The sequence below is a fragment of the Bradyrhizobium sp. CCGE-LA001 genome, assembly GCF_000296215.2.
Lineage (GTDB): Bacteria > Pseudomonadota > Alphaproteobacteria > Rhizobiales > Xanthobacteraceae > Bradyrhizobium.
The window spans coordinates 5,271,389-5,288,540 of record NZ_CP013949.1 but is presented as its reverse complement, the minus strand read 5'-3'; the positions used below and the strand labels follow the sequence as shown (position 1 = coordinate 5,288,540).

Below are 17,152 nucleotides of genomic sequence, written 5' to 3'. Positions count from 1 at the left end.
AGGGCGACCGGCGAATGGTGAGTGGCGAATAGGCTCTCCCATTCGCCACTCGCCATTCGCTTCCCTCAGTGCCCTCAGACAAAGAACAGCGGAATTCTGCAAATGACCGGACCCGAAACCCTCGACGTCGCACGCGATGCGATCTGGACCATCGTGATCGTATCGTCGCCGCTGATGGTGGTCGGCCTCGTGGTCGGCGTCGTCGTGTCGCTGTTCCAAGCGCTGACGCAGATCCAGGAGCAGACGCTGATCTACGTGCCCAAGATCCTGGCCATCTTTGCCACGATGCTATTGGCGCTGCCGTTCATGGCCGACTCGCTCCACGCCCACATGCTGCGGATCTCGTCGCGAATCATCGGCGGCTAAGGCACAATGCGTAGATCATGCGCATCGACGTCTCGCTGCTGCCGGCGCTCGCCGCTTCCTTCATGCTGGTCTTCGCCCGGGTCGGCGCGATGGTGATGCTGCTGCCAGGGCTCGGCGAAACCAACATCCCGACGCGGATCAAGTTGTCGATCGCGCTGCTGCTCACGCTGATCATCCTGCCGCTGCATCGCAACGCCTATCAGGTCGACATGGGCTCGCTTGCGCCGCTCCTGGTCCTGATGCTGCATGAGATCGCGATCGGCATCGTGCTGGGCGCGACCGCCCGCGTGACGCTCTCGGCGCTCCAGGTCGCCGGCTCCGTGATCGCGCAGCAGATGGGACTCGGCTTCGTCACCTCGGTCGATCCGACGCAGGGCCAGCAAGGCGTGCTGATCGGCAACTTCCTGACCATGCTGGGCGTGACGCTGCTGTTTGCCACCGACAGCCATCATCTGGTGATCGCGGCGCTGAACGACAGCTATAAGATCTTCTCGCCGGGCGAGACCGTCTCGAGCGGCGACATCGCCTCGCTGGCGACGCGGGCCTTCGCCGCCGCGTTCCGCCTCGGCCTGCAGCTCTCCGGACCGTTCCTGGTGTTCGGCCTCGTGTTCAACATCGGGCTGGGCATCCTGGCGCGGCTGATGCCGCAGATGCAGGTCTATTTCGTCGGCGTGCCGCTTTCGATCTTCGCGGGCTTTCTGGTACTCGCCGTGGTGCTCGCCGCGATGATGGGCACGTATCTCGATTACTTCATCGGTGTCATGCACCAGATGATTCCGCTCAAGTGACGGGGGTCGACCGATGGCGGAAGACAACGATCCCGAAAGTCAAACAGAAGACCCGACGCAAAAGCGTCTCGACGACGCACTCGAACGCGGCGACGTCGCCAAGAGCCAGGAGATCAACACCTGGTTCATGATGGCGGGCGGCACGCTCGTGGTCTCGACCTTCGCCGGCTCGGTCGGCAGCGGGCTGCTGACGCCGATGCGCAACCTGCTCGCCAATTCCTGGATGATCAAGACCGATGGCAGGTCTCTGCTGGCGCTGACGCAGCAGATCGAAGTCGCCGTGCTCGCGGCGATCGGCGTGCCGCTCTTGATGCTGACGCTGGCGGCGATTGCCGGCAACATGCTCCAGCATCGCCTGGTCTGGTCCACCGAATCCCTGAAACCCAAATTCAACAAGATCTCGCCCGGGGCGGGCTTCAAGCGCATCTTCGGCAAGCAGGCGGCCGCCAATTTCCTCAAGGGCATCGGCAAGCTGGTCCTGCTCGCCGTGGTCATGACCATGATCCTGTGGCCGGAGCGGCATCGCATGGAGGCAATGGTCAGGCTCGACCCGGCGGCCATGCTCGGCGCCACCACCAGCATGACCATCCACCTGCTCGGCGCGGTGGTGGCCGCGCTCGCGATCGTCGCCATCGCCGACTATTTCTTCCAGTACCGCAGCTGGTTCCAGCGCCAGAAGATGTCGCTCCAGGAGATCAAGGAAGAATACAAGCAGTCCGAAGGCGACCCGCACATCAAGGGCAGGATCAGGCAACTGCGGCAGCAGCGCGCCAAGAAGCGCATGATGGCGGCGGTTCCTAAGGCCTCCGTGATCATCACCAATCCGACCCACTATTCGGTGGCGCTGTCCTACGAGCGCGGCATGTCCGCGCCGATCTGCGTCGCCAAGGGCGTCGACAATCTCGCCTTCAAGATCCGGGAAATCGCGCGCGAGCACGACATTCCGATCGTCGAGAACGTGCCGCTGGCGCGCGCGCTCTACGCCACCGTCGACATCGACCAGGAAATCCCGACCGAGCACTACCATGCGGTCGCCGAGGTCATCGGTTACGTCATGCGCCTGAAGCGCGGATTCGGCGCCGGGCGGGGATAAAATGCCCGAAAAGTACCGGAAATGGCCGTAATCTGGGAATCAGCGTACCTTTCGCGTCTGCTGCCCTTGCACCTCCGGGTCCGATTCAGGCAGGGAGGACCTCGCGCGCCCCGGAGCGCGTTGATTCTCTGCCGACAGGCTACGCCAGCGTAAAATGACTGCTGAGACCGACCACGACCTGTCACGCGAGCCCGTTGCGGCGCATGAGCCGTCGCCGCGCTCGGGCAGTATCGCGCTCGTGCTGCTGGTGGCCGCCGGCCTTGTCGCGGTCGCCGTCGGGCTGATGACGCTCGGCCGCGCGCAGGCGCAGCCCTATATTCTCGGCATCCTCGCCGTGCTGGCGATGGTCGGCCTGTTCAACCTGTTCGCCTTCGCCGCCGGCATCATCCGCTTCGCCGACCGCAATCTCGATGATCCCATCATCGGCCGGATCTCCGATCATGCCTTCGACGGGCTCGCGGTCACCGATAGCCGCGGGCATGTGGTCTATTCCAACGCGGCCTATCTGACGCTGACGGGTGCGACCGGTCCCCAGGACGTGCGTCCCGTCGAGCGCGTCTTCATCGGCAATCCCGATGTCTCCGAAGCCGTGTTCCGCCTGCTCAAGGCCGCCCGCGAAGGCAAGCGGCAGCAGGAAGAGGTGCGCATCTCCGGCCATGACGGCAACCAGGGTCGCTGGCTCCGCATGCGGGTCCGCCCCCTCGGCACGGGCAAGCGCGAGGGGAAATATGCTGTGTGGTCGATCGCCGACATCACCCGCGACCGCGAGCGCCAGGAGGACGTGTTCCAAGAGCTCCAGCACGCGATCGAATATCTCGATCACGCCCCGTGCGGCTTCTTCTCGGTCAATCCGGCCGGCGAGCTCGCTTACGTCAATGCGACGCTGGCGAACTGGCTCGACTACGACCTCGCCGAGATCGGCTCGGGCGGCCTGAAGCTGACCGACATCGTCTCCGGCGACGGCGCCTCGCTGCTGACCTCGATCGTCGCGGTGCCCGGCGAGGTCAAGACCGAAGTCTTCGACATCGACCTGCGCATGCGCACGGGCAAGACCATGCCGGTGCGGCTCTACCACAAGCTCGCCTTCGGCGCCGACGGCGCGCCGGGTCCGTCGCGCACGCTCGTGATCAGCCGTGCGCGCGACGAGCGCAGCGATCCCGACCGCGCCGCCGAAGTGCGCTTCATGCGCTTCTTCGACCACACGCCGATGGCGATCGCCACCGTCGATCGCGGCGGCAACGTGGTGCGCGCCAATGCGCGCTACGCCAAGCTCGGGCAGGCGCTCGGGCTCGACAGCGCCTCCAAATCCATCTTCCGCGCGGTCAATTCGCGCGACCGCCATCTGCTGATCGCGGCCATCAACCAGGCCGCCGAAGGCCAGGCCGACATCGCCCCCGTCGAGGTGGCGCTGGAAGGGACCAAGGAGCGCTGGGGCCAGTTCTTCGTCACGCCGGTCGATGCGGCCGAGAACGAGGCGGAGGCCGCCATCGTGCACATGCTCGAGACCACCGAGCGGCGCGCGCTGGAGAACCAGATCAACCAGTCGCAGAAGATGGAGACGGTCGGCCAGCTCGCCGGCGGCATCGCCCACGATTTCAACAACGTGCTCTCCGCCATCATGATGGCGAACGACTTCCTGCTGAACGCGCACAAGCCGACCGATCCGTCGTTCCAGGACATCATGCAGATCAAGCAGAACGCGACGCGCGCCGCCACCTTGGTGCGGCAGCTGCTGGCGTTCTCGCGGCGGCAGACGCTGCGGCCGCAGGTGCTCGACCTCGGCGATGCGCTTTCGGATCTCACCATGCTGTTGCGCCGGCTGATCGGCGAGAAGGTCAAGCTCGACCTCGTGCACGGCCGCGACCTCTGGCCGGTGAAGGTCGACGTCTCCCAGTTCGAGCAGGTGATCGTCAATCTCGCGGTGAACGCGCGCGACGCGATGCCCGACGGCGGCAAGCTGATCATTCGCACCGCCAACGTCGCCAGCGACGATGCCGGCAAGCTCGCCTACAAGGGCATGCCGGCGGCGGACTATGTACGGATCGAAGTCGCCGACACCGGCACCGGCATCCCCGCCGACATTCGCGACAAGATCTTCGAGCCGTTCTTCTCGACGAAAGAGGTGGGCAAAGGCACCGGACTCGGGCTGTCCACCGTCTACGGCATCGTCAAGCAGACCGGCGGTTTCATCTACGTCGATTCCGAACCGGGGCAGGGAACCTCGTTCCATATCTTCCTGCCGCGCCATCATGCCGAGGCGGAGGCGCAGGTCGAGCAGCCTGCAGCCGTGATCAGCGCGACCAATGGCGCGAAGGAGGCCGGCCCGCCAGCGGAGGCCAAGCCGCGGACTGATCTCACGGGACAGGGCACCATCCTGCTGGTCGAGGACGAGGAGGGCCTGCGTGCATTGAACGCGCGCGGTCTGCGCTCGCGCGGCTACACCGTGGTCGAGGCCGAGAACGGCGTCGAGGCCATGGAGGTGCTGGAGGAGCAGGGTGGCGCGATCGATCTCGTCGTCTCCGACGTGGTGATGCCGGAGATGGACGGTCCGACGCTGCTGAAGGCGATGCGGGAGCAGAACCCCGAGATCAGGTTCATCTTCGTCTCCGGCTACGCTGAGGATGCGTTCGAGAAGAGCCTTCCCGAGGGCCAGCAGTTCGACTTCCTGCCAAAGCCGTTCACGCTCAGCCAGCTCGTGGCGGCGGTGAAGGAGACGATGACGAAGCAGGGGTGACGGCTTCTCTCTCGCCCGCGCTGATCTTTCTCTCCGTCATTGCGAGGAGCGCAGCGACGAAGCAATCCAGAATCTCTCCGCGGAAATTGCTTCGTCGCTGCACTCCTCGCAATGACGGCTGGTGAACAGCTGGGCTCGCGCTGATGTGGGGAAAAGCGGAAATCGGTCGTAAACCCGGCGCTAACCGTTGGCCCCTGGTTCCCCGTAAAACCCCTGCCAAATAGGAGCTTTTGCCACATCCCCGCGACTGAGGGCCGCAGCCACATTTCCCGAAACCGGCTTCACTTTTCGGGAAGTCTGCCCATCTTAAGCGCACGTCCCCATGCCGGGGATTTGGGAAACGCACATGACTTTCTCGCAACGCTCCCGCAGTGTCTTCAAGACGATTGCCGTCGTGCTGGCGCTTGCGCTGCCGACCGCGCTGACGATCTCGTCCGCCGACGCCCGCGCCGGCGGCGGCTTCTCGTCCGGTTCGCGCGGCTCGCGAACCTATTCGGCTCCGCCGTCGACCACGACCGCGCCGGGCTCGACCTCGCAGTTCAACCGCACCTACACCCAGCCGGGTGCAGGCATGAATTCGGCCGCGGCTGCGCCCGCCCGCGGCGGCCTGTTTGGCCGCGCTGGCGGCTTCATGGGCGGCCTTGCGGCCGGCTTCCTCGGCGCCGGCCTGCTCGGCATGCTGTTCGGCGGCGGCTTGTTCGGCGGCCTCGGCAGCCTCTCCTCGATCCTCGGCCTGATCATCCAGATCGCGCTCGTGGTGCTCGTGGTGCGGTTGGCGATGTCCTGGTGGCAGCGCCGTCATGCGCAGCAGCAGCAGCCGGCTTATGCCAATGCCGGTGCCGACTCCGGCGCCGGTCAGGGCCCGCAGCCGAACTATCGTAGCGGTCTCGGTGGCGGCCTTGGTGGCTTCGGCTTCGGCGCCAACAATGCGCCGCTCGAGATCAAGCCGGACGACTATGAGGCGTTCGAGCGGCTGCTCGGCGAAGTCCAGGCCGCCTGGTCGAACGAGGACGTGGCTAAGCTGCATGCGCTCGCGACGCCGGAGATGGTCTCCTATTTGGAGCAGGATCTCGCCCAGAACCGCGCGCGCAACGTCGTCAACAAGGTGACCAACGTCAAGCTGTTGCAGGGCGACCTCGCGGAAGCCTGGCGCGAAGGCGAGACGGACTACGCCACGGTGGCGCTGCGCTTCGCCCTCACCGACAAGACGACCGACCGCAACACCGGCGCAGTCGTCGCCGGCAGCGAGCAGCCGGGTGAGGCGACCGAGATCTGGACCTTCGCCCGCCGGCCGGGCACCGGCTGGGAATTGTCGGCGATCCAGCAAACCAACTGATCGCTTGCGACAGGACAAACCAAGGGCGTCGTGCTTCTGCACGGCGCCTTTTTCTTTGGCCATCTCGCATCGCAGAATCGGAATAAGCTGGCCCACGTCGGGTTGACATCAGGCGGCCAAAGCTTCGGTTCTGATGGATCAGAACCGAAGCTCTGGATTTTTGTTTTACGCGTCTTCTTCACGCGAACCGGTATCCACTTCGCTCGAAAGCGCCACAACGACAAGCACAAGACAACGAACACAATGGGAGGACAACATGATCCGCATCGACAGATCCGTGACGATTTCGGGCCTTGCGCTCGTAATGGCCATGCTGGCAGCGCCATCGGCGCAGGCGCAATCGGCCGACATGACCTTCTTCGTGACCTCCAACGGTCCGGGCAAGGGCGCCGATCTCGGCGGCCTCGAGGGAGCCGACGCGCAATGCCAGAAGCTCGCTCAGGCCGCCGGCGCCGGCAGCAAGACCTGGCGCGCCTATCTCTCGACGCAGGCTGCGGACGGCAAGCCGGCCGTCAACGCCAAGGACCGCATCGGCAAGGGACCGTGGCAGAACGCCAAGGGCACCGCGATCGCCAAGGACGTGGGCGAACTGCACAGCGCTGCCAATAATCTCACCAAGCAGACCGCGCTCACCGAGAAAGGCGAGGGGATCACCGGTGCTGGCGACCAGCCGAACCGGCACGACATCCTCACGGGATCGCAGGCCGACGGCACCGCCTTTGCCGGGCCGGACGATCGCACCTGCAAGAACTGGACGTCGAGCACGCAAGGCGCCGCGATGGTCGGCCATTTTGATCGCCGCGGCCTGCGCGACGACGAGCCCTCGAAGTCCTGGAACAGCTCTCACCCCTCGCGCGGTCCAGACGGTGGCTGCTCGCAGGCCGATCTGAAGTCCACCGGCGGCGACGGCCTGTTGTACTGCTTCGCGGCGAATTGAATTAAGGCGCGAAGCTCTCTCACTCGTCATTGCGAGCGCTGCGCTCGCAATGACGGAGCTTTCGGCGAGATCCGTCGCTCACTCGGCGGAACCTTCGGCTACCTGCTTCATTGGTTCCGTCGCCCCACGCTTACGGACCTTCCTCATGAAATACGAGCTCTACTACTGGCCCGAAATCCAGGGTCGCGGCGAATATGTGCGGCTGGCGCTGGAGGAGGCCGGCGCCGCTTACGTCGACATCGCGCGCGGACCGCGTGGAACGGCTGCGATGATGAAGATGATGGAGGCGCATGCGGGCACGCCGCCTTTCGCGCCGCCGTTCCTGAAGGCAGGCAAGCTCGTCATCGGCCAGACCGCCAACATCCTGCTCTATCTCGGCAGCCGACATGGGCTTGCGCCGAAGACGGAGGCTGGCCGGCTCTGGGTGCACCAGCTGCAGCTCACCATCACCGATCTCGTGGTCGAGATCCACGACACCCATCATCCGCTCGGGCCTTCGATGTACTACGAAGACCAGAAGCCGCCGGCGAAAAAGCGCACCGCCGATTTCTGGAGCGAGCGCGTGCCGAAATTTCTCGGCTATTTCGAGCGGCTCCTCACCGATAGCGGCGGCGCCTATGTCACCGGCCGCAGACTGACCTATGTCGATCTCTCGCTATTCCAGATCGTTGCGGGACTGCGCTATGCCTTCCCCAAGCGCATGAAGGCGTTCGAGAGCGACATCCCGGGCCTTGTCGGTCTGCATGACCGCATCGCCGCACGGCCGAACATCAAGGCCTATCTCGACAGCGACCGCCGCATTGCTTTCAACGAGCAAGGCATCTTCCGCCACTATCGCGAACTGGACGCTTAGCGGTGCGGTCGGGAGAGTGATGTCTCCTCACCAAAGACCTGGCACCAGGCGATAGCGCACCCGCGCCGAGTACTCGGCATAGCCCGGCAGGCCCTCGCGCAGCGTGCGCTCCTCGATCCCGATGCGGACCGCAAACAAGACTGCGAATACCGGCACCATTGCAAGTCCCCACCACGCCCCCAACAGCAGCGGCAGGCCGGCGAAGAACAGGACCATGCCGCTGTACATGGGGTGGCGCACATGGGCGTAAGGCCCGGTCGAGATCACGCGCTGGGCGCGCTCGGCCTGGAGCTTCACCACGGGCGCGGCGAACGAGTTCTCGCGGAAGACCCACATCGTGAACAGTGTCGAGGCCAGGAACAGCACGAGGCCGAAGACCTGCAACGCAATCGGCATCTCGGAGAATCGGATGCGTCGGTCGACGCCCATCGCGACCAGCCAGACCAGCATCGCAATGACGAAGACGATCATGAACATCTTGTCGGCGGCAGGCTGATCCTTTTGCAGGACCGGCCGCAGACGTTCGGCGAGCAGCGCCGGATCGATCCGGTAGAGCCACCAGCCGCAGAGTGGACCAAGTACGGCGGAGGTGACGAGGAACACCCAGGCCGAAGGCCAGTGCAATGTCCCGGCGGAGGCGAACAGCAGCGTGCCCATGCCGACGGTGAAGATCGTGTTCTGCAGCAGGAGGCGTGCGATCATGCGCAGGACCCCGTGGATCGCCGCGCACGAAGTTGGTCCCGCTATCCGGCAAAGATGCGGCGGAACGCGCGAGGCCCGGTCGACCGGACCGGGCGCTTTCCGCCTTCGGCAAGCCCGATCAGGCGAGCTGATCGATCCGCGTGCCCTGACCTGGCGGCAGCGGCGCAGGCGGCTGCGGCTTGAAGGTCGGATCCTCGTCCCTGACCTTGGCCTGATCGTTCTGCTGCTTGCTCGTGTCGTAGTTGGGAACCACGATCGCGATCGGCGGCGGCGCAACGGTGGAAACCTTCATCCGCAAATCCTCACACATGGAAGCAATCCAGCCTGCCCTGCAAGGAGCGAAATTTCCTTCAAGGCAATCGCTAAAATGCGAGGGAATGGGGGCGGTGGATGAGGCGGCTTTCGCGCCTCATCCGCGTTGTCTCTCGGAGATGACGAGACCTCTCCTCGTCGTTGCGAGGAGCTCTTGCGACGAAGCAATCCAGTCTGTTTCCGCGGAGGGACTCTGGATTGCTTCCGCCTTCGCCAAGGCTTCGGCGGACAGGTCGCTGCGCTCGCAATGCGGAATCCGTGGAGAGCTGCGTCGCGCCACGTGAGCGCCTTGTCCGCTGCAATAGCGACGAGCGCCCCTACTCGTCCTTGCCGCGCGTGATCGCGATCGACGCTTCCGTCTTGGTGCGGGTGCACTCCATGTTGAGCCGCCGGTAACGCATGGCGACCTTGTCGCCGCGCAACAGGCCCATCCGCTTCAGGCAGCGTGTGGCGCCCGTCGTGGTGTCGTCCTTCGTCACGGTGAAGACGATCGCCGCCATCGATCCCACCAACGCATAGAATTCCGGCTTGGGCTTGCGGTCGCCCTTGGCATAGAGCTCGATGGAATATTTATCGCCGCGGCAGCCGACGGACAGCTCCTTGGCCGCCGGGTGCGTCAGGTAGACGACGTTGGCCGCCCGGAAGTTCACCTTGAGACGATCGACCTGGCTCGCCAGCTCCTTGGCGCTGTCGTCGCAGCGGTCGGCGCGCGCGGGCGAGGTGAGGGTCACAAGTCCGCTGATGGCGGCGGCGACCAGGATCGCGCCGCGGACGTTCAAGTTCAATGTCATGATGAAAAGCCCCTTAGGACGCGCATTCAAGCGTCGGAGGACGCGAAGCGCAAGGGTGGGAATGGCCCTTTCCACTTGCGGCGTGGCTGTTCTGTCGCCTGCAACATGCTATACTGCGCCGTATGACCAAGCTCCTGGACGAGGCCATCCGTCAGGTCGAACAGCTTCCCGAACGCGAGCAGGATGCTGCCGCGGGGGCTCTGCTCGACTATGTCAAGCACATGCAGGAAATCCGGTTGACCGACGAACAGATTGCCGAAGTGCGTCGTCGTCGGGCGGACCCAAACCGTAAATTCCTCACACTTGACGAAGTGCGTGCGCGCGTTGCGCGCTTTGGTTCTTGAGGGGCGATGGAGTTGATTTTCGATGATCAGGCGGTTGCCGATCTCGAAAGTATCTTCAATTGGATTTCACAAGATAGTCCGGCGGCCGCCCGAAAGGTGACCGACCGGCTGCTCAACAGCATAGGGCTGCTGACTTCATTTCCCTTCATGGGTCACGTCGGGCATGATCCCGAGACATTTGAGTGGGTCGTGCCGCGCCTGCCCTATGTCGTGGTCTACGAAGTTGACGTCGTGTACGGGCGGGTCGTTATAGCGGCGGTGCTTCACGGCGCTCAGGCTCGGGATACTTAATGCGAGGGGTGGCCCGTTGGCCCGACCTATGCGCATCGGTCCCTTCCTTTTCCGGCCAAAATGGGCTTAGAACGCTTCTACGCCGAGGGCCCGCCAGGGCCCCAAAACCCCGAGATCCGCCCCATGAACGCTCCAACCGCCTTTCCCGACCAGTCAAAGCCCGTTCCGCCCTACAAGCACACGCCACTGTTCCCGCTGGGCAAGGACGAGACGCCTTACAAGAAGATTTCGTCCGAAGGTGTCAGGGTCGAGAAGGTCCTCGGCAAGGACATGCTGGTGGTGTCGCGCGAGGCGCTGCGGGCGCTGTCGGAGGCGGCTTTCGGCGACATCAACCACTATCTGCGGCCGGGTCATCTGCAGCAGCTCCGCTCGATCCTGGAGGACGGCGAGGCCAGTCCGAACGACAAGTTCGTCGCGCTGGACTTTTTGAAGAACGCCAACATCGCGGCCGGCGGCGTGCTGCCGATGTGCCAGGACACCGGCACTGCGATCATCATGGGCAAGAAGGGCTGCAACGTCATCACCGACGGTGACGACGAGGCGGCGCTCTCGGAAGGCGCGCGCGATGCCTATCTGCGCCGCAATCTCCGCTATTCGCAGGTCGCGCCGCTCTCGATGTATGAGGAGAAGAACACCGCCAACAACATGCCGGCGCAGTGCGAGATCTACGCCGAGGGCGACGACGCCTACAAGTTCATGTTCATGGCGAAGGGCGGCGGCTCCGCCAACAAGAGTTTTCTGTTCCAGGCCACGCCCTCGGTTCTGACCAAGGACCGGCTGCTCGCGTTTCTCAAGGAGAAGATCCTGACGCTGGGCACAGCAGCGTGTCCGCCCTATCACCTCGCCATCGTGATCGGCGGCACCTCGGCCGAGCTCTGCATGAAGACGGTGAAGCTCGCTTCCGCGCGCTATCTCGACGCGCTGCCGACCCACGGCTCGCCCGACGGCAACGCCTTCCGTGACGTCGAGATGGAGCAGGAAATTCACAAGATGACGCAAAGCCTGGGAGTGGGGGCGCAGTTCGGCGGCAAATATTTCTGTCACGACGTGCGCGTGATCCGCATGCCGCGCCATGGCGCTTCGCTCCCCATTGGCCTCGGCGTATCCTGCTCGGCGGACCGCCAGGTGCTCGGCAAGATCACCAAGGACGGTGTTTATCTCGAGGAGCTCGAGCACAACCCGGCGCAATATCTGCCCGAGGTCGAGCAGTCGCTCGGCGGTGAGGTCGTGAAGATCGATCTCAACCAGCCGATGAAGGACATCCTGGCGACGTTCTCGAAATACCCGATCAAGACGCGCGTCTCGATGACCGGCACCATGATCGTCGCGCGCGACAGCGCGCATGCCAAGCTGCGCGAGCGGCTGGAGAAGGGCGAGCCGCTGCCGGACTATTTCAAGAACCACCCGGTCTATTACGCGGGCCCGGCCAAGACGCCCGACGGCTATGCCTCAGGCGCGTTCGGTCCGACCACCGCCGGCCGCATGGATTCCTTCGTCGACCAATTCCAGGCCGCCGGTGGTTCGATGGTGATGGTGGCCAAGGGCAACCGGGCGCCGGCCGTGCGCGAGGCCTGCAAGAAGTATGGCGGCTTCTATCTCGGCTCGATCGGTGGTGCCGCGGCCAACCTTGCCGAACACTGCATCAAGAAGGTCGAGGTGCTGGAATATCCCGAGCTCGGCATGGAAGCGATCTGGCGCATCGAGGTCGTCGACTTCCCCGCCTTCATCATCGTTGACGACAAAGGCAACGACTTCTTCAAGGAGTTGAACCTGGGCTGAGTTGTCATGGCCGGGCTTGACCCGGCCATCCATCGCACGTCAGAAGATGGATACGCGGGTCAAGCCCGCGTATGACGCAGAGAGATCGGGGACGCTTCCGTCTGATCTAACTGCAATTCGTAACCTGGTTCGAGCACAGCGCGCGCCACCAGCCGCGGACGCCGTCATGGCTCTCGACCAGGCCCCAATATCCGCTGCAGGCGAGAAGTCGCTTCGGTCCGCCGTCGCCGTCGATCGGGCCGCCCAGCTCACGCTGTGCGGGCATCCATTTGGCGTCGATGAAGGGGGCCTGAAACAAGCCGCCCGCACGTGTGGAGCCGTTGGCATAACTCGCGCCGACCTTGTTGGCCGCGACCCAGCCACGCCCGGCATAGGGTTTTGGCGCGTTGCGCGGGTATCTCTTCTCGTCTTCGTAGTCTTTGCCCGGCGGCTTCGCGCCCGCGATCAGAAACCAGCCATCCCGGAAGCCGATGATGCGGAATTCGGTGAGCCAGCCGCCCTCGGGCGTGTTCTCGGCTCCGCCGAGCTTGAGCCGGTAGGGCGGCGGCAGGGTGCCGAGCACGCGCGCTTTCACCGAGGGCTCGGCGCGCACGTTGAGGCCGTTCGGATCCTTGTCGATGGACCAGGCGCCGAGAGCGCAAGGTTCGGTACCTGCGGGCAGGGTGGAGCGCTTTGCCGCGAGATCGGCGTGCATCTCGGCGAAATCGGTGTCGTCGCCGTCCGGAGCTGGCTCGGTGCGCGGCTTCAGTTCGGCCGAGACGGCCCGCGTCGCGTCCGGAGTCAGCGTGACGACGAGGCTCTGACGGGCCGCGAACACGCTGGCCGGAGTCTTCGGATCGTTCGATGTTGCGGCATAGACGGCGAGGTACCCGGTCGCGCCTTCGGTCCGATAGGCTGCGCCGGCGACATAGCCTGCCGGCACCAGGGCGAGCGCGCTTGCGCGCCACGCCGGTTCGGTGTCGTCCGCGCACGCCGCCTGTGTCGCGACAGACAGGATCATTGCCGCGATGAGGCGGAGCGCACGCATGGCCATTCGACGCGCGGCGTTACGCCCGCGCGCCGGTGAACGGGAAGCTGCCCATCGGGCCGATGCCCATCTCGCCGCTGATGTTGTCGCCCGCGACCGTACCGGTGAATTCCAGCGTGAGCGGCATCGGGTTGTCGATCGAAACCTTCCAGGAGACGTTGTCGCCCGAGACGGTGCCGTCGAAAATTTCGGCGGTATTACCTTCCGCACCTTGCGTGCCCGTGAGCGTGCCGCCCTCAGCTTTCAAGCTCAGCGTCGCCTGGCGCTCGCCCATCGGCGTCGTCATGGTCAGATTCCAGTTGCCGTCCACGGCCATTCCCGTCTCCCGAACAAATCACCGGCGGACCGCGACGATCCGCGGCCAGTCCCGTGGCGAGCCTATAACCCAACTCGACGCGCCTGCGTAACCCCGCATTCAGGCGCGGGCAGCGGCGCGTCGGCGGCTGCTGACGATGAGCCGCAGAACGATGTACTGCACGGCAAAGGCCAGGATCTTGCCGCCGCCCGCGACCACCGTGAGATAGAATGCCCACAGCTTCAGATCACCCGTGGAAGCGACCACGATCATGCCGGCGCCAATCACGAACATCAGCGCTGCCCAGGCATAGCCCGCGGCCGTCACATATTCCGGAACGGTCTCGACGACGATCGGCGGCATGTAGCGCAACATCCAGCCACGCTTGAGCATGATCAGGCCGATCGCGAAATGTGCGATCGCGGGCTTCGCCAGCATGAAGCGGGCGTCGTTGGTCAGCAATGTGATCGCGCCCAGTCCCACGACCAGTGCGAGGCTCGCATAGGTCATGTAGTTGAGCTGCTGCCCCTTGACGCGGGCATAGATCACTTGCGCGAACGCACCGGCGATCGCCACCGCCGTCGCTAGGACGATATGGTCGGTAATGAGGTAGACGGCCAGGAAGAGGATGGCGGAGAAAAGATCGGAGCCGAGACGGGCGAATACATCCTTCATCGTGGTCCTGTTCAGCGGGCGTTGGGCATGCGCGGCTGGACGTACCATACTTGGTCTGACGATGCTCGGGATACCATTTTGTGGATGAACCGGTGTTGCGGGAGAAATCCGGGCTCGGTTGGAACCAATTCAATGGGAGTGACTGCTCCGGGCGAGACGGATCATTGAACCGTCACAGCGTCAAAACCGTATAGGCGACCTCCAAAAAGTGAAACAGCGCAACCACCTGGTCTAGCGTGTGATCGACCCATCCCGTCCAAGACAGGTGGGACAGGATCGGCAGCGCCGAGACGATCAGAAGGCCCACCGCGAGCAGGATGCCGCCGTTGAAGATGGTCTGGCTGCTCCGCTGCAGGCAGCTCGTTGGCAATACGAGCACGGCGCAGGTGAGGGCGGTCAAACAGCCTACGACGATCCAGGGCAAGTGCATGTGAAACTCCTCTATCTGTCATTCCAGGGCGACGCGAAGCGTCGCGCTACGGTGCGCAATTGCGCACCTGAGAATCCATTTCGCTTCGTGTCATGCTGCCCAATGGATTCGGGCTCGCGACTTCGTCGCGCCCCGGAATGACGGCTGCTATGCGGCTCCCACCCAATTGCCGTGAAAGCCGTCGGGCACGCGGTGGCCGAGCTGCACCAGCGCGGCAGGGCCTGCCTCGACATCGATGGCATTGAACACGGCGAGATCGCTGCGGTTCTCTCGCGCGCGCCAGACCACCGCGAGCAGCCAGCCGTCGCCCTCGGCCGCGTCCTTCGATCGCTCGACGAAGACAGGCTCGGAGATGGTGTCTCCGGCCGGCAGCAGATAGTGGCCGAGCCGCCTGCCGTTACCATCGACATGGACGATGCCCGAGAGCGCGCCGAACATCGGCAGCCGTGGATTGGCGCAGGCGTACCAGCCGTGACCGCTCTTCAGCCCGGCACGACGATCGTCGATGCGCGGGAATTCGCCGGTGAGATCGTCGAGATAAGTCTGCTGGAAGCGGTCGGTGTTGCCCGAGAGATCGAAGGTCCAGCGGCAGTGCCGGGCGCGCGACTTCTCCGGATCGGTCGGCCGCCCGTCCGGATGCGGAAACAAGGGCGCTTCCTCGAACTGCATGACGTCGGCGACGATTCGGTTCTCCTCCTCCCACGCATTCATGATGTGGAAGACGTAGCAGGCTTCACCGCGAAACCAGACGATGTCCTTGGCCGTGCCGCTGCGCTTCATCACGCCGACATAGGCGCCTTTGTCCGGCTCCCAGGCATATGGCGGCCGCCCGCTCATCGCGCGCTCCATGCTGCCGGTGATCGGGAGGATCGGAAACAGCACATGGTTCGCGGTGACGATGAAGTCGTGCACCATGCTGGCATAGGGCGCCTCGAACCGCTCGAAGCGCGTTGCCTTGCCGGCGGCATCGATCGATCCGTAGGAGAGGGCAGGCGTCAGTGGGCCTGCGGCGTTGTAGCCGAAGAACACGAGCTCGCCGGTGACGGGATCCACCTTCGGATGCGCTGTGAAGCTGCCGGCGACGCGGCCGTGATAATCGTGATAGCCGCGCGTCGCCAGCGTCCCCGGCTCGATCTCGGTCGGCAGATGCGCTTCTTCCAAAGCGAGCAGCTTGCCGCCATGGAAGATGATGTTGGTGTTGGCGACGCCGCCGTCAGTCAGGTTCGCCGGTGCATCCGGCAGCTTGCGGCCGAAGCCGCCGAACAAGGCGCGGCCGGCATCGTGCTCGGCCAGCCATTTCGGTGTGCGGACCCAGCGGTTGCGGTAGCTGGCGCGTCCATTCTCGAGATGAAAGGCGTGCAGCATGCCGTCGCCCACGAACCAGTGCGCCCCGGGCGAGGAGAACTGCGGATTGGGGCCGTTGCGATAGAGCGTGCCGTTCAGCTCGCGCGGCAATTCACCGATGATCGTCAGGAATGGCGCGTCGGCTTCGAAAGGTATCGGCGCGATGTTGTTGTAGCGATCGGTGACGGCGTCCTGCTGCACGGCGTATCCTCCTGATCTTTACATCGTAAAGATGAGATATCGCCGTTCGCCTTTCCGGTCAAGTGGAATCTTTACACTGTCAATATTGCGTCATATAGCTTGTCCCATGGGCAAGAGCGAAACGGCGCGGACCCCGCGCAATCCGAAAAAGATGGCCGCGAACACGCGGGTGCGTCCTGCGCATCGCCCCGCGGCTGCGAAGACCGAGACCCCCTATCATCACGGCGCTTTGCGCGAGGCGCTGCTCCAGGCCGCCGAGCGGGTGCTGGAGCGAGACGGGCTTGCCGGCCTGACATTGCGCGCGGTGGCCCGCGAGGCGGGCGTCTCGCATGCCGCGCCGACGCATCATTTCGGCGATCTCACCGGGCTTCTCAGCGAGCTCGCCGCCGTCGGCTTCCGTCAGTTCAACACCGCGATGGCCTCGGCCTGCGATGCCGCCACGATGCCGCTCGAACGCGCGCTGGCGAGGCCGAAGGCCTATGTCGCCTATGCGCAGGCGCATCCCGGCATGTACGGCATCATGTTCCGCACCGAGCGGCTCGATTATTCGAGACCCTCGCTGCACGAGGCTGCCGAAGCCTCCTTCGCCGGACTGGCGAACGCCATTGGCGCGATGCGACAGGAGCAGATCAGCGAAGATGCGCTGACGCTCAACCAGGGCGCCGCGATCGCGCGCGCCTGGTCGATGGTGCACGGCTTCACCATGCTGCTGCTCGACGGCCGGCTGAAGGACATTCTGGGGCGACTGCCTGAAGGGACCAGCGCCGAACGGCTGCTCGAGGCGATGCTGACGGCGCCCGTGGCGGGGAAGCCTGGTCCCTGACGCCGCGGACGCAACCCTTGCCATGCTGAGG

Annotated in this window: 19 protein-coding genes; 11 read left to right on the top strand and 8 right to left on the bottom strand. The window is 64.6% G+C overall.

Annotated elements, in window-relative coordinates:
* Nucleotides 1–102: 102 nt before the first annotated feature.
* The 7 genes from fliQ (at nt 103) to BCCGELA001_RS24795 (ending at nt 8,107) form a co-directional block, all read left to right on the top strand.
* A complete protein-coding gene (gene fliQ, locus BCCGELA001_RS24825) occupies nt 103–366 on the top strand; it encodes a flagellar biosynthesis protein FliQ (protein WP_060736542.1) in 264 nt (87 codons plus the stop codon).
* A 17-nt stretch (nt 367–383) separates the two neighbouring features.
* Nucleotides 384–1,154 carry a flagellar biosynthetic protein FliR gene (fliR, locus tag BCCGELA001_RS24820; RefSeq protein ID WP_060736541.1) on the top strand — a complete coding sequence of 257 codons (771 nt, stop codon included), beginning with the start codon at nt 384–386 and terminating at the stop codon, nt 1,152–1,154.
* Nucleotides 1,155–1,167: 13 nt separating this feature from the next.
* On the top strand, nt 1,168–2,247 hold the full coding sequence (gene flhB, locus BCCGELA001_RS24815) for a flagellar biosynthesis protein FlhB (RefSeq protein ID WP_008565238.1): 1,080 nt from the start codon (nt 1,168–1,170) through the stop codon (nt 2,245–2,247).
* A gap of 154 nt (nt 2,248–2,401) precedes the next feature.
* On the top strand, nt 2,402–4,981 hold the full coding sequence (cckA, locus tag BCCGELA001_RS24810; RefSeq protein ID WP_060736540.1) for a cell cycle histidine kinase CckA: 2,580 nt from the start codon (nt 2,402–2,404) through the stop codon (nt 4,979–4,981).
* Between the two features lie 322 nt (nt 4,982–5,303).
* A complete protein-coding gene (locus tag BCCGELA001_RS24805; protein ID WP_060736539.1) occupies nt 5,304–6,317 on the top strand; it encodes a Tim44 domain-containing protein in 1,014 nt (337 codons plus the stop codon).
* Nucleotides 6,318–6,573: 256 nt separating this feature from the next.
* The gene (locus tag BCCGELA001_RS24800; RefSeq protein WP_008565260.1) at nt 6,574–7,254 is read left to right on the top strand and encodes a hypothetical protein; all 681 of its coding nucleotides are present in this window, start codon (nt 6,574–6,576) and stop codon (nt 7,252–7,254) included.
* 145 nt (nt 7,255–7,399) lie between these two features.
* Nucleotides 7,400–8,107 carry a glutathione S-transferase gene (locus BCCGELA001_RS24795; RefSeq protein WP_008565263.1) on the top strand — a complete coding sequence of 236 codons (708 nt, stop codon included), beginning with the start codon at nt 7,400–7,402 and terminating at the stop codon, nt 8,105–8,107.
* Between the two features lie 27 nt (nt 8,108–8,134).
* Here BCCGELA001_RS24795 and BCCGELA001_RS24790 read toward each other — a convergent pair whose 3' ends face one another.
* The 3 genes from BCCGELA001_RS24790 to BCCGELA001_RS24780 all read right to left on the bottom strand — a co-directional run bounded on the left by BCCGELA001_RS24790 (nt 8,135) and on the right by BCCGELA001_RS24780 (nt 9,912).
* The gene (locus BCCGELA001_RS24790) at nt 8,135–8,809 is read right to left on the bottom strand and encodes a methyltransferase family protein (RefSeq protein ID WP_008565265.1); all 675 of its coding nucleotides are present in this window, start codon (nt 8,807–8,809) and stop codon (nt 8,135–8,137) included.
* Nucleotides 8,810–8,927: 118 nt separating this feature from the next.
* Nucleotides 8,928–9,101 carry a hypothetical protein gene (locus BCCGELA001_RS38485; protein WP_193409737.1) on the bottom strand — a complete coding sequence of 58 codons (174 nt, stop codon included), beginning with the start codon at nt 9,099–9,101 and terminating at the stop codon, nt 8,928–8,930.
* Nucleotides 9,102–9,438: 337 nt separating this feature from the next.
* The gene (locus tag BCCGELA001_RS24780) at nt 9,439–9,912 is read right to left on the bottom strand and encodes a hypothetical protein (protein ID WP_060737816.1); all 474 of its coding nucleotides are present in this window, start codon (nt 9,910–9,912) and stop codon (nt 9,439–9,441) included.
* Nucleotides 9,913–10,034: 122 nt separating this feature from the next.
* On the opposite strand from BCCGELA001_RS24780, the gene BCCGELA001_RS24775 reads away from it, so the two are divergent.
* From BCCGELA001_RS24775 to BCCGELA001_RS24765, 3 genes are all read left to right on the top strand, one after another.
* Complete coding sequence (locus BCCGELA001_RS24775) at nt 10,035–10,256, top strand: hypothetical protein (RefSeq protein ID WP_060736537.1); 222 nt, start codon at nt 10,035–10,037, stop codon at nt 10,254–10,256.
* 6 nt (nt 10,257–10,262) lie between these two features.
* The gene (locus BCCGELA001_RS24770) at nt 10,263–10,547 is read left to right on the top strand and encodes a type II toxin-antitoxin system RelE/ParE family toxin (RefSeq protein ID WP_008565273.1); all 285 of its coding nucleotides are present in this window, start codon (nt 10,263–10,265) and stop codon (nt 10,545–10,547) included.
* 123 nt (nt 10,548–10,670) lie between these two features.
* A complete protein-coding gene (locus BCCGELA001_RS24765) occupies nt 10,671–12,326 on the top strand; it encodes a fumarate hydratase (RefSeq protein WP_008565274.1) in 1,656 nt (551 codons plus the stop codon).
* Between the two features lie 106 nt (nt 12,327–12,432).
* On the opposite strand, the gene BCCGELA001_RS24760 is transcribed toward BCCGELA001_RS24765, so the two are convergent.
* The 5 genes from BCCGELA001_RS24760 to BCCGELA001_RS24740 all read right to left on the bottom strand — a co-directional run bounded on the left by BCCGELA001_RS24760 (nt 12,433) and on the right by BCCGELA001_RS24740 (nt 16,298).
* Nucleotides 12,433–13,353: a hypothetical protein gene (locus BCCGELA001_RS24760; protein WP_060737815.1), complete on the bottom strand. Its 921-nt coding sequence runs from the start codon at nt 13,351–13,353 to the stop codon at nt 12,433–12,435.
* A 19-nt stretch (nt 13,354–13,372) separates the two neighbouring features.
* Nucleotides 13,373–13,669, bottom strand: a complete 297-nt coding sequence (locus tag BCCGELA001_RS24755; RefSeq protein ID WP_008566922.1) for a hypothetical protein — start codon at nt 13,667–13,669, stop codon at nt 13,373–13,375.
* Between the two features lie 99 nt (nt 13,670–13,768).
* Nucleotides 13,769–14,323: an inner membrane-spanning protein YciB gene (locus BCCGELA001_RS24750; protein WP_060737814.1), complete on the bottom strand. Its 555-nt coding sequence runs from the start codon at nt 14,321–14,323 to the stop codon at nt 13,769–13,771.
* 172 nt (nt 14,324–14,495) lie between these two features.
* A complete protein-coding gene (locus tag BCCGELA001_RS24745; RefSeq protein WP_060736536.1) occupies nt 14,496–14,753 on the bottom strand; it encodes a hypothetical protein in 258 nt (85 codons plus the stop codon).
* Nucleotides 14,754–14,900: 147 nt separating this feature from the next.
* Nucleotides 14,901–16,298: a carotenoid oxygenase family protein gene (locus tag BCCGELA001_RS24740; protein ID WP_060736535.1), complete on the bottom strand. Its 1,398-nt coding sequence runs from the start codon at nt 16,296–16,298 to the stop codon at nt 14,901–14,903.
* Nucleotides 16,299–16,404: 106 nt separating this feature from the next.
* Between BCCGELA001_RS24740 and BCCGELA001_RS24735 the strand changes: the two genes are divergently transcribed.
* Entirely contained in the window at nt 16,405–17,121 is a 717-nt protein-coding gene (locus BCCGELA001_RS24735) for a TetR/AcrR family transcriptional regulator (RefSeq protein WP_060736534.1), read from the top strand.
* The last annotated feature ends 31 nt before the right edge of the window (nt 17,122–17,152 follow it).

What these genes read in the sequence shown, in the direction of transcription:
- fliQ (WP_060736542.1), top strand. Translation starts at nt 103, where the DNA reads ATGACCGGACCCGAAACCCTCGACGTCGCACGCGATGCGATCTGGACC.
- fliR (WP_060736541.1), top strand. Translation starts at nt 384, where the DNA reads ATGCGCATCGACGTCTCGCTGCTGCCGGCGCTCGCCGCTTCCTTCATG.
- flhB (WP_008565238.1), top strand. Translation starts at nt 1,168, where the DNA reads ATGGCGGAAGACAACGATCCCGAAAGTCAAACAGAAGACCCGACGCAA.
- cckA (WP_060736540.1), top strand. Translation starts at nt 2,402, where the DNA reads ATGACTGCTGAGACCGACCACGACCTGTCACGCGAGCCCGTTGCGGCG.
- BCCGELA001_RS24805 (WP_060736539.1), top strand. Translation starts at nt 5,304, where the DNA reads ATGCCGGGGATTTGGGAAACGCACATGACTTTCTCGCAACGCTCCCGC.
- BCCGELA001_RS24800 (WP_008565260.1), top strand. Translation starts at nt 6,574, where the DNA reads ATGATCCGCATCGACAGATCCGTGACGATTTCGGGCCTTGCGCTCGTA.
- BCCGELA001_RS24795 (WP_008565263.1), top strand. Translation starts at nt 7,400, where the DNA reads ATGAAATACGAGCTCTACTACTGGCCCGAAATCCAGGGTCGCGGCGAA.
- BCCGELA001_RS24790 (WP_008565265.1), bottom strand. Translation starts at nt 8,809, where the DNA reads ATGATCGCACGCCTCCTGCTGCAGAACACGATCTTCACCGTCGGCATG.
- BCCGELA001_RS38485 (WP_193409737.1), bottom strand. Translation starts at nt 9,101, where the DNA reads ATGAAGGTTTCCACCGTTGCGCCGCCGCCGATCGCGATCGTGGTTCCC.
- BCCGELA001_RS24780 (WP_060737816.1), bottom strand. Translation starts at nt 9,912, where the DNA reads ATGACATTGAACTTGAACGTCCGCGGCGCGATCCTGGTCGCCGCCGCC.
- BCCGELA001_RS24775 (WP_060736537.1), top strand. Translation starts at nt 10,035, where the DNA reads ATGACCAAGCTCCTGGACGAGGCCATCCGTCAGGTCGAACAGCTTCCC.
- BCCGELA001_RS24770 (WP_008565273.1), top strand. Translation starts at nt 10,263, where the DNA reads ATGGAGTTGATTTTCGATGATCAGGCGGTTGCCGATCTCGAAAGTATC.
- BCCGELA001_RS24765 (WP_008565274.1), top strand. Translation starts at nt 10,671, where the DNA reads ATGAACGCTCCAACCGCCTTTCCCGACCAGTCAAAGCCCGTTCCGCCC.
- BCCGELA001_RS24760 (WP_060737815.1), bottom strand. Translation starts at nt 13,353, where the DNA reads ATGCGTGCGCTCCGCCTCATCGCGGCAATGATCCTGTCTGTCGCGACA.
- BCCGELA001_RS24755 (WP_008566922.1), bottom strand. Translation starts at nt 13,669, where the DNA reads ATGGCCGTGGACGGCAACTGGAATCTGACCATGACGACGCCGATGGGC.
- BCCGELA001_RS24750 (WP_060737814.1), bottom strand. Translation starts at nt 14,323, where the DNA reads ATGAAGGATGTATTCGCCCGTCTCGGCTCCGATCTTTTCTCCGCCATC.
- BCCGELA001_RS24745 (WP_060736536.1), bottom strand. Translation starts at nt 14,753, where the DNA reads ATGCACTTGCCCTGGATCGTCGTAGGCTGTTTGACCGCCCTCACCTGC.
- BCCGELA001_RS24735 (WP_060736534.1), top strand. Translation starts at nt 16,405, where the DNA reads ATGGGCAAGAGCGAAACGGCGCGGACCCCGCGCAATCCGAAAAAGATG.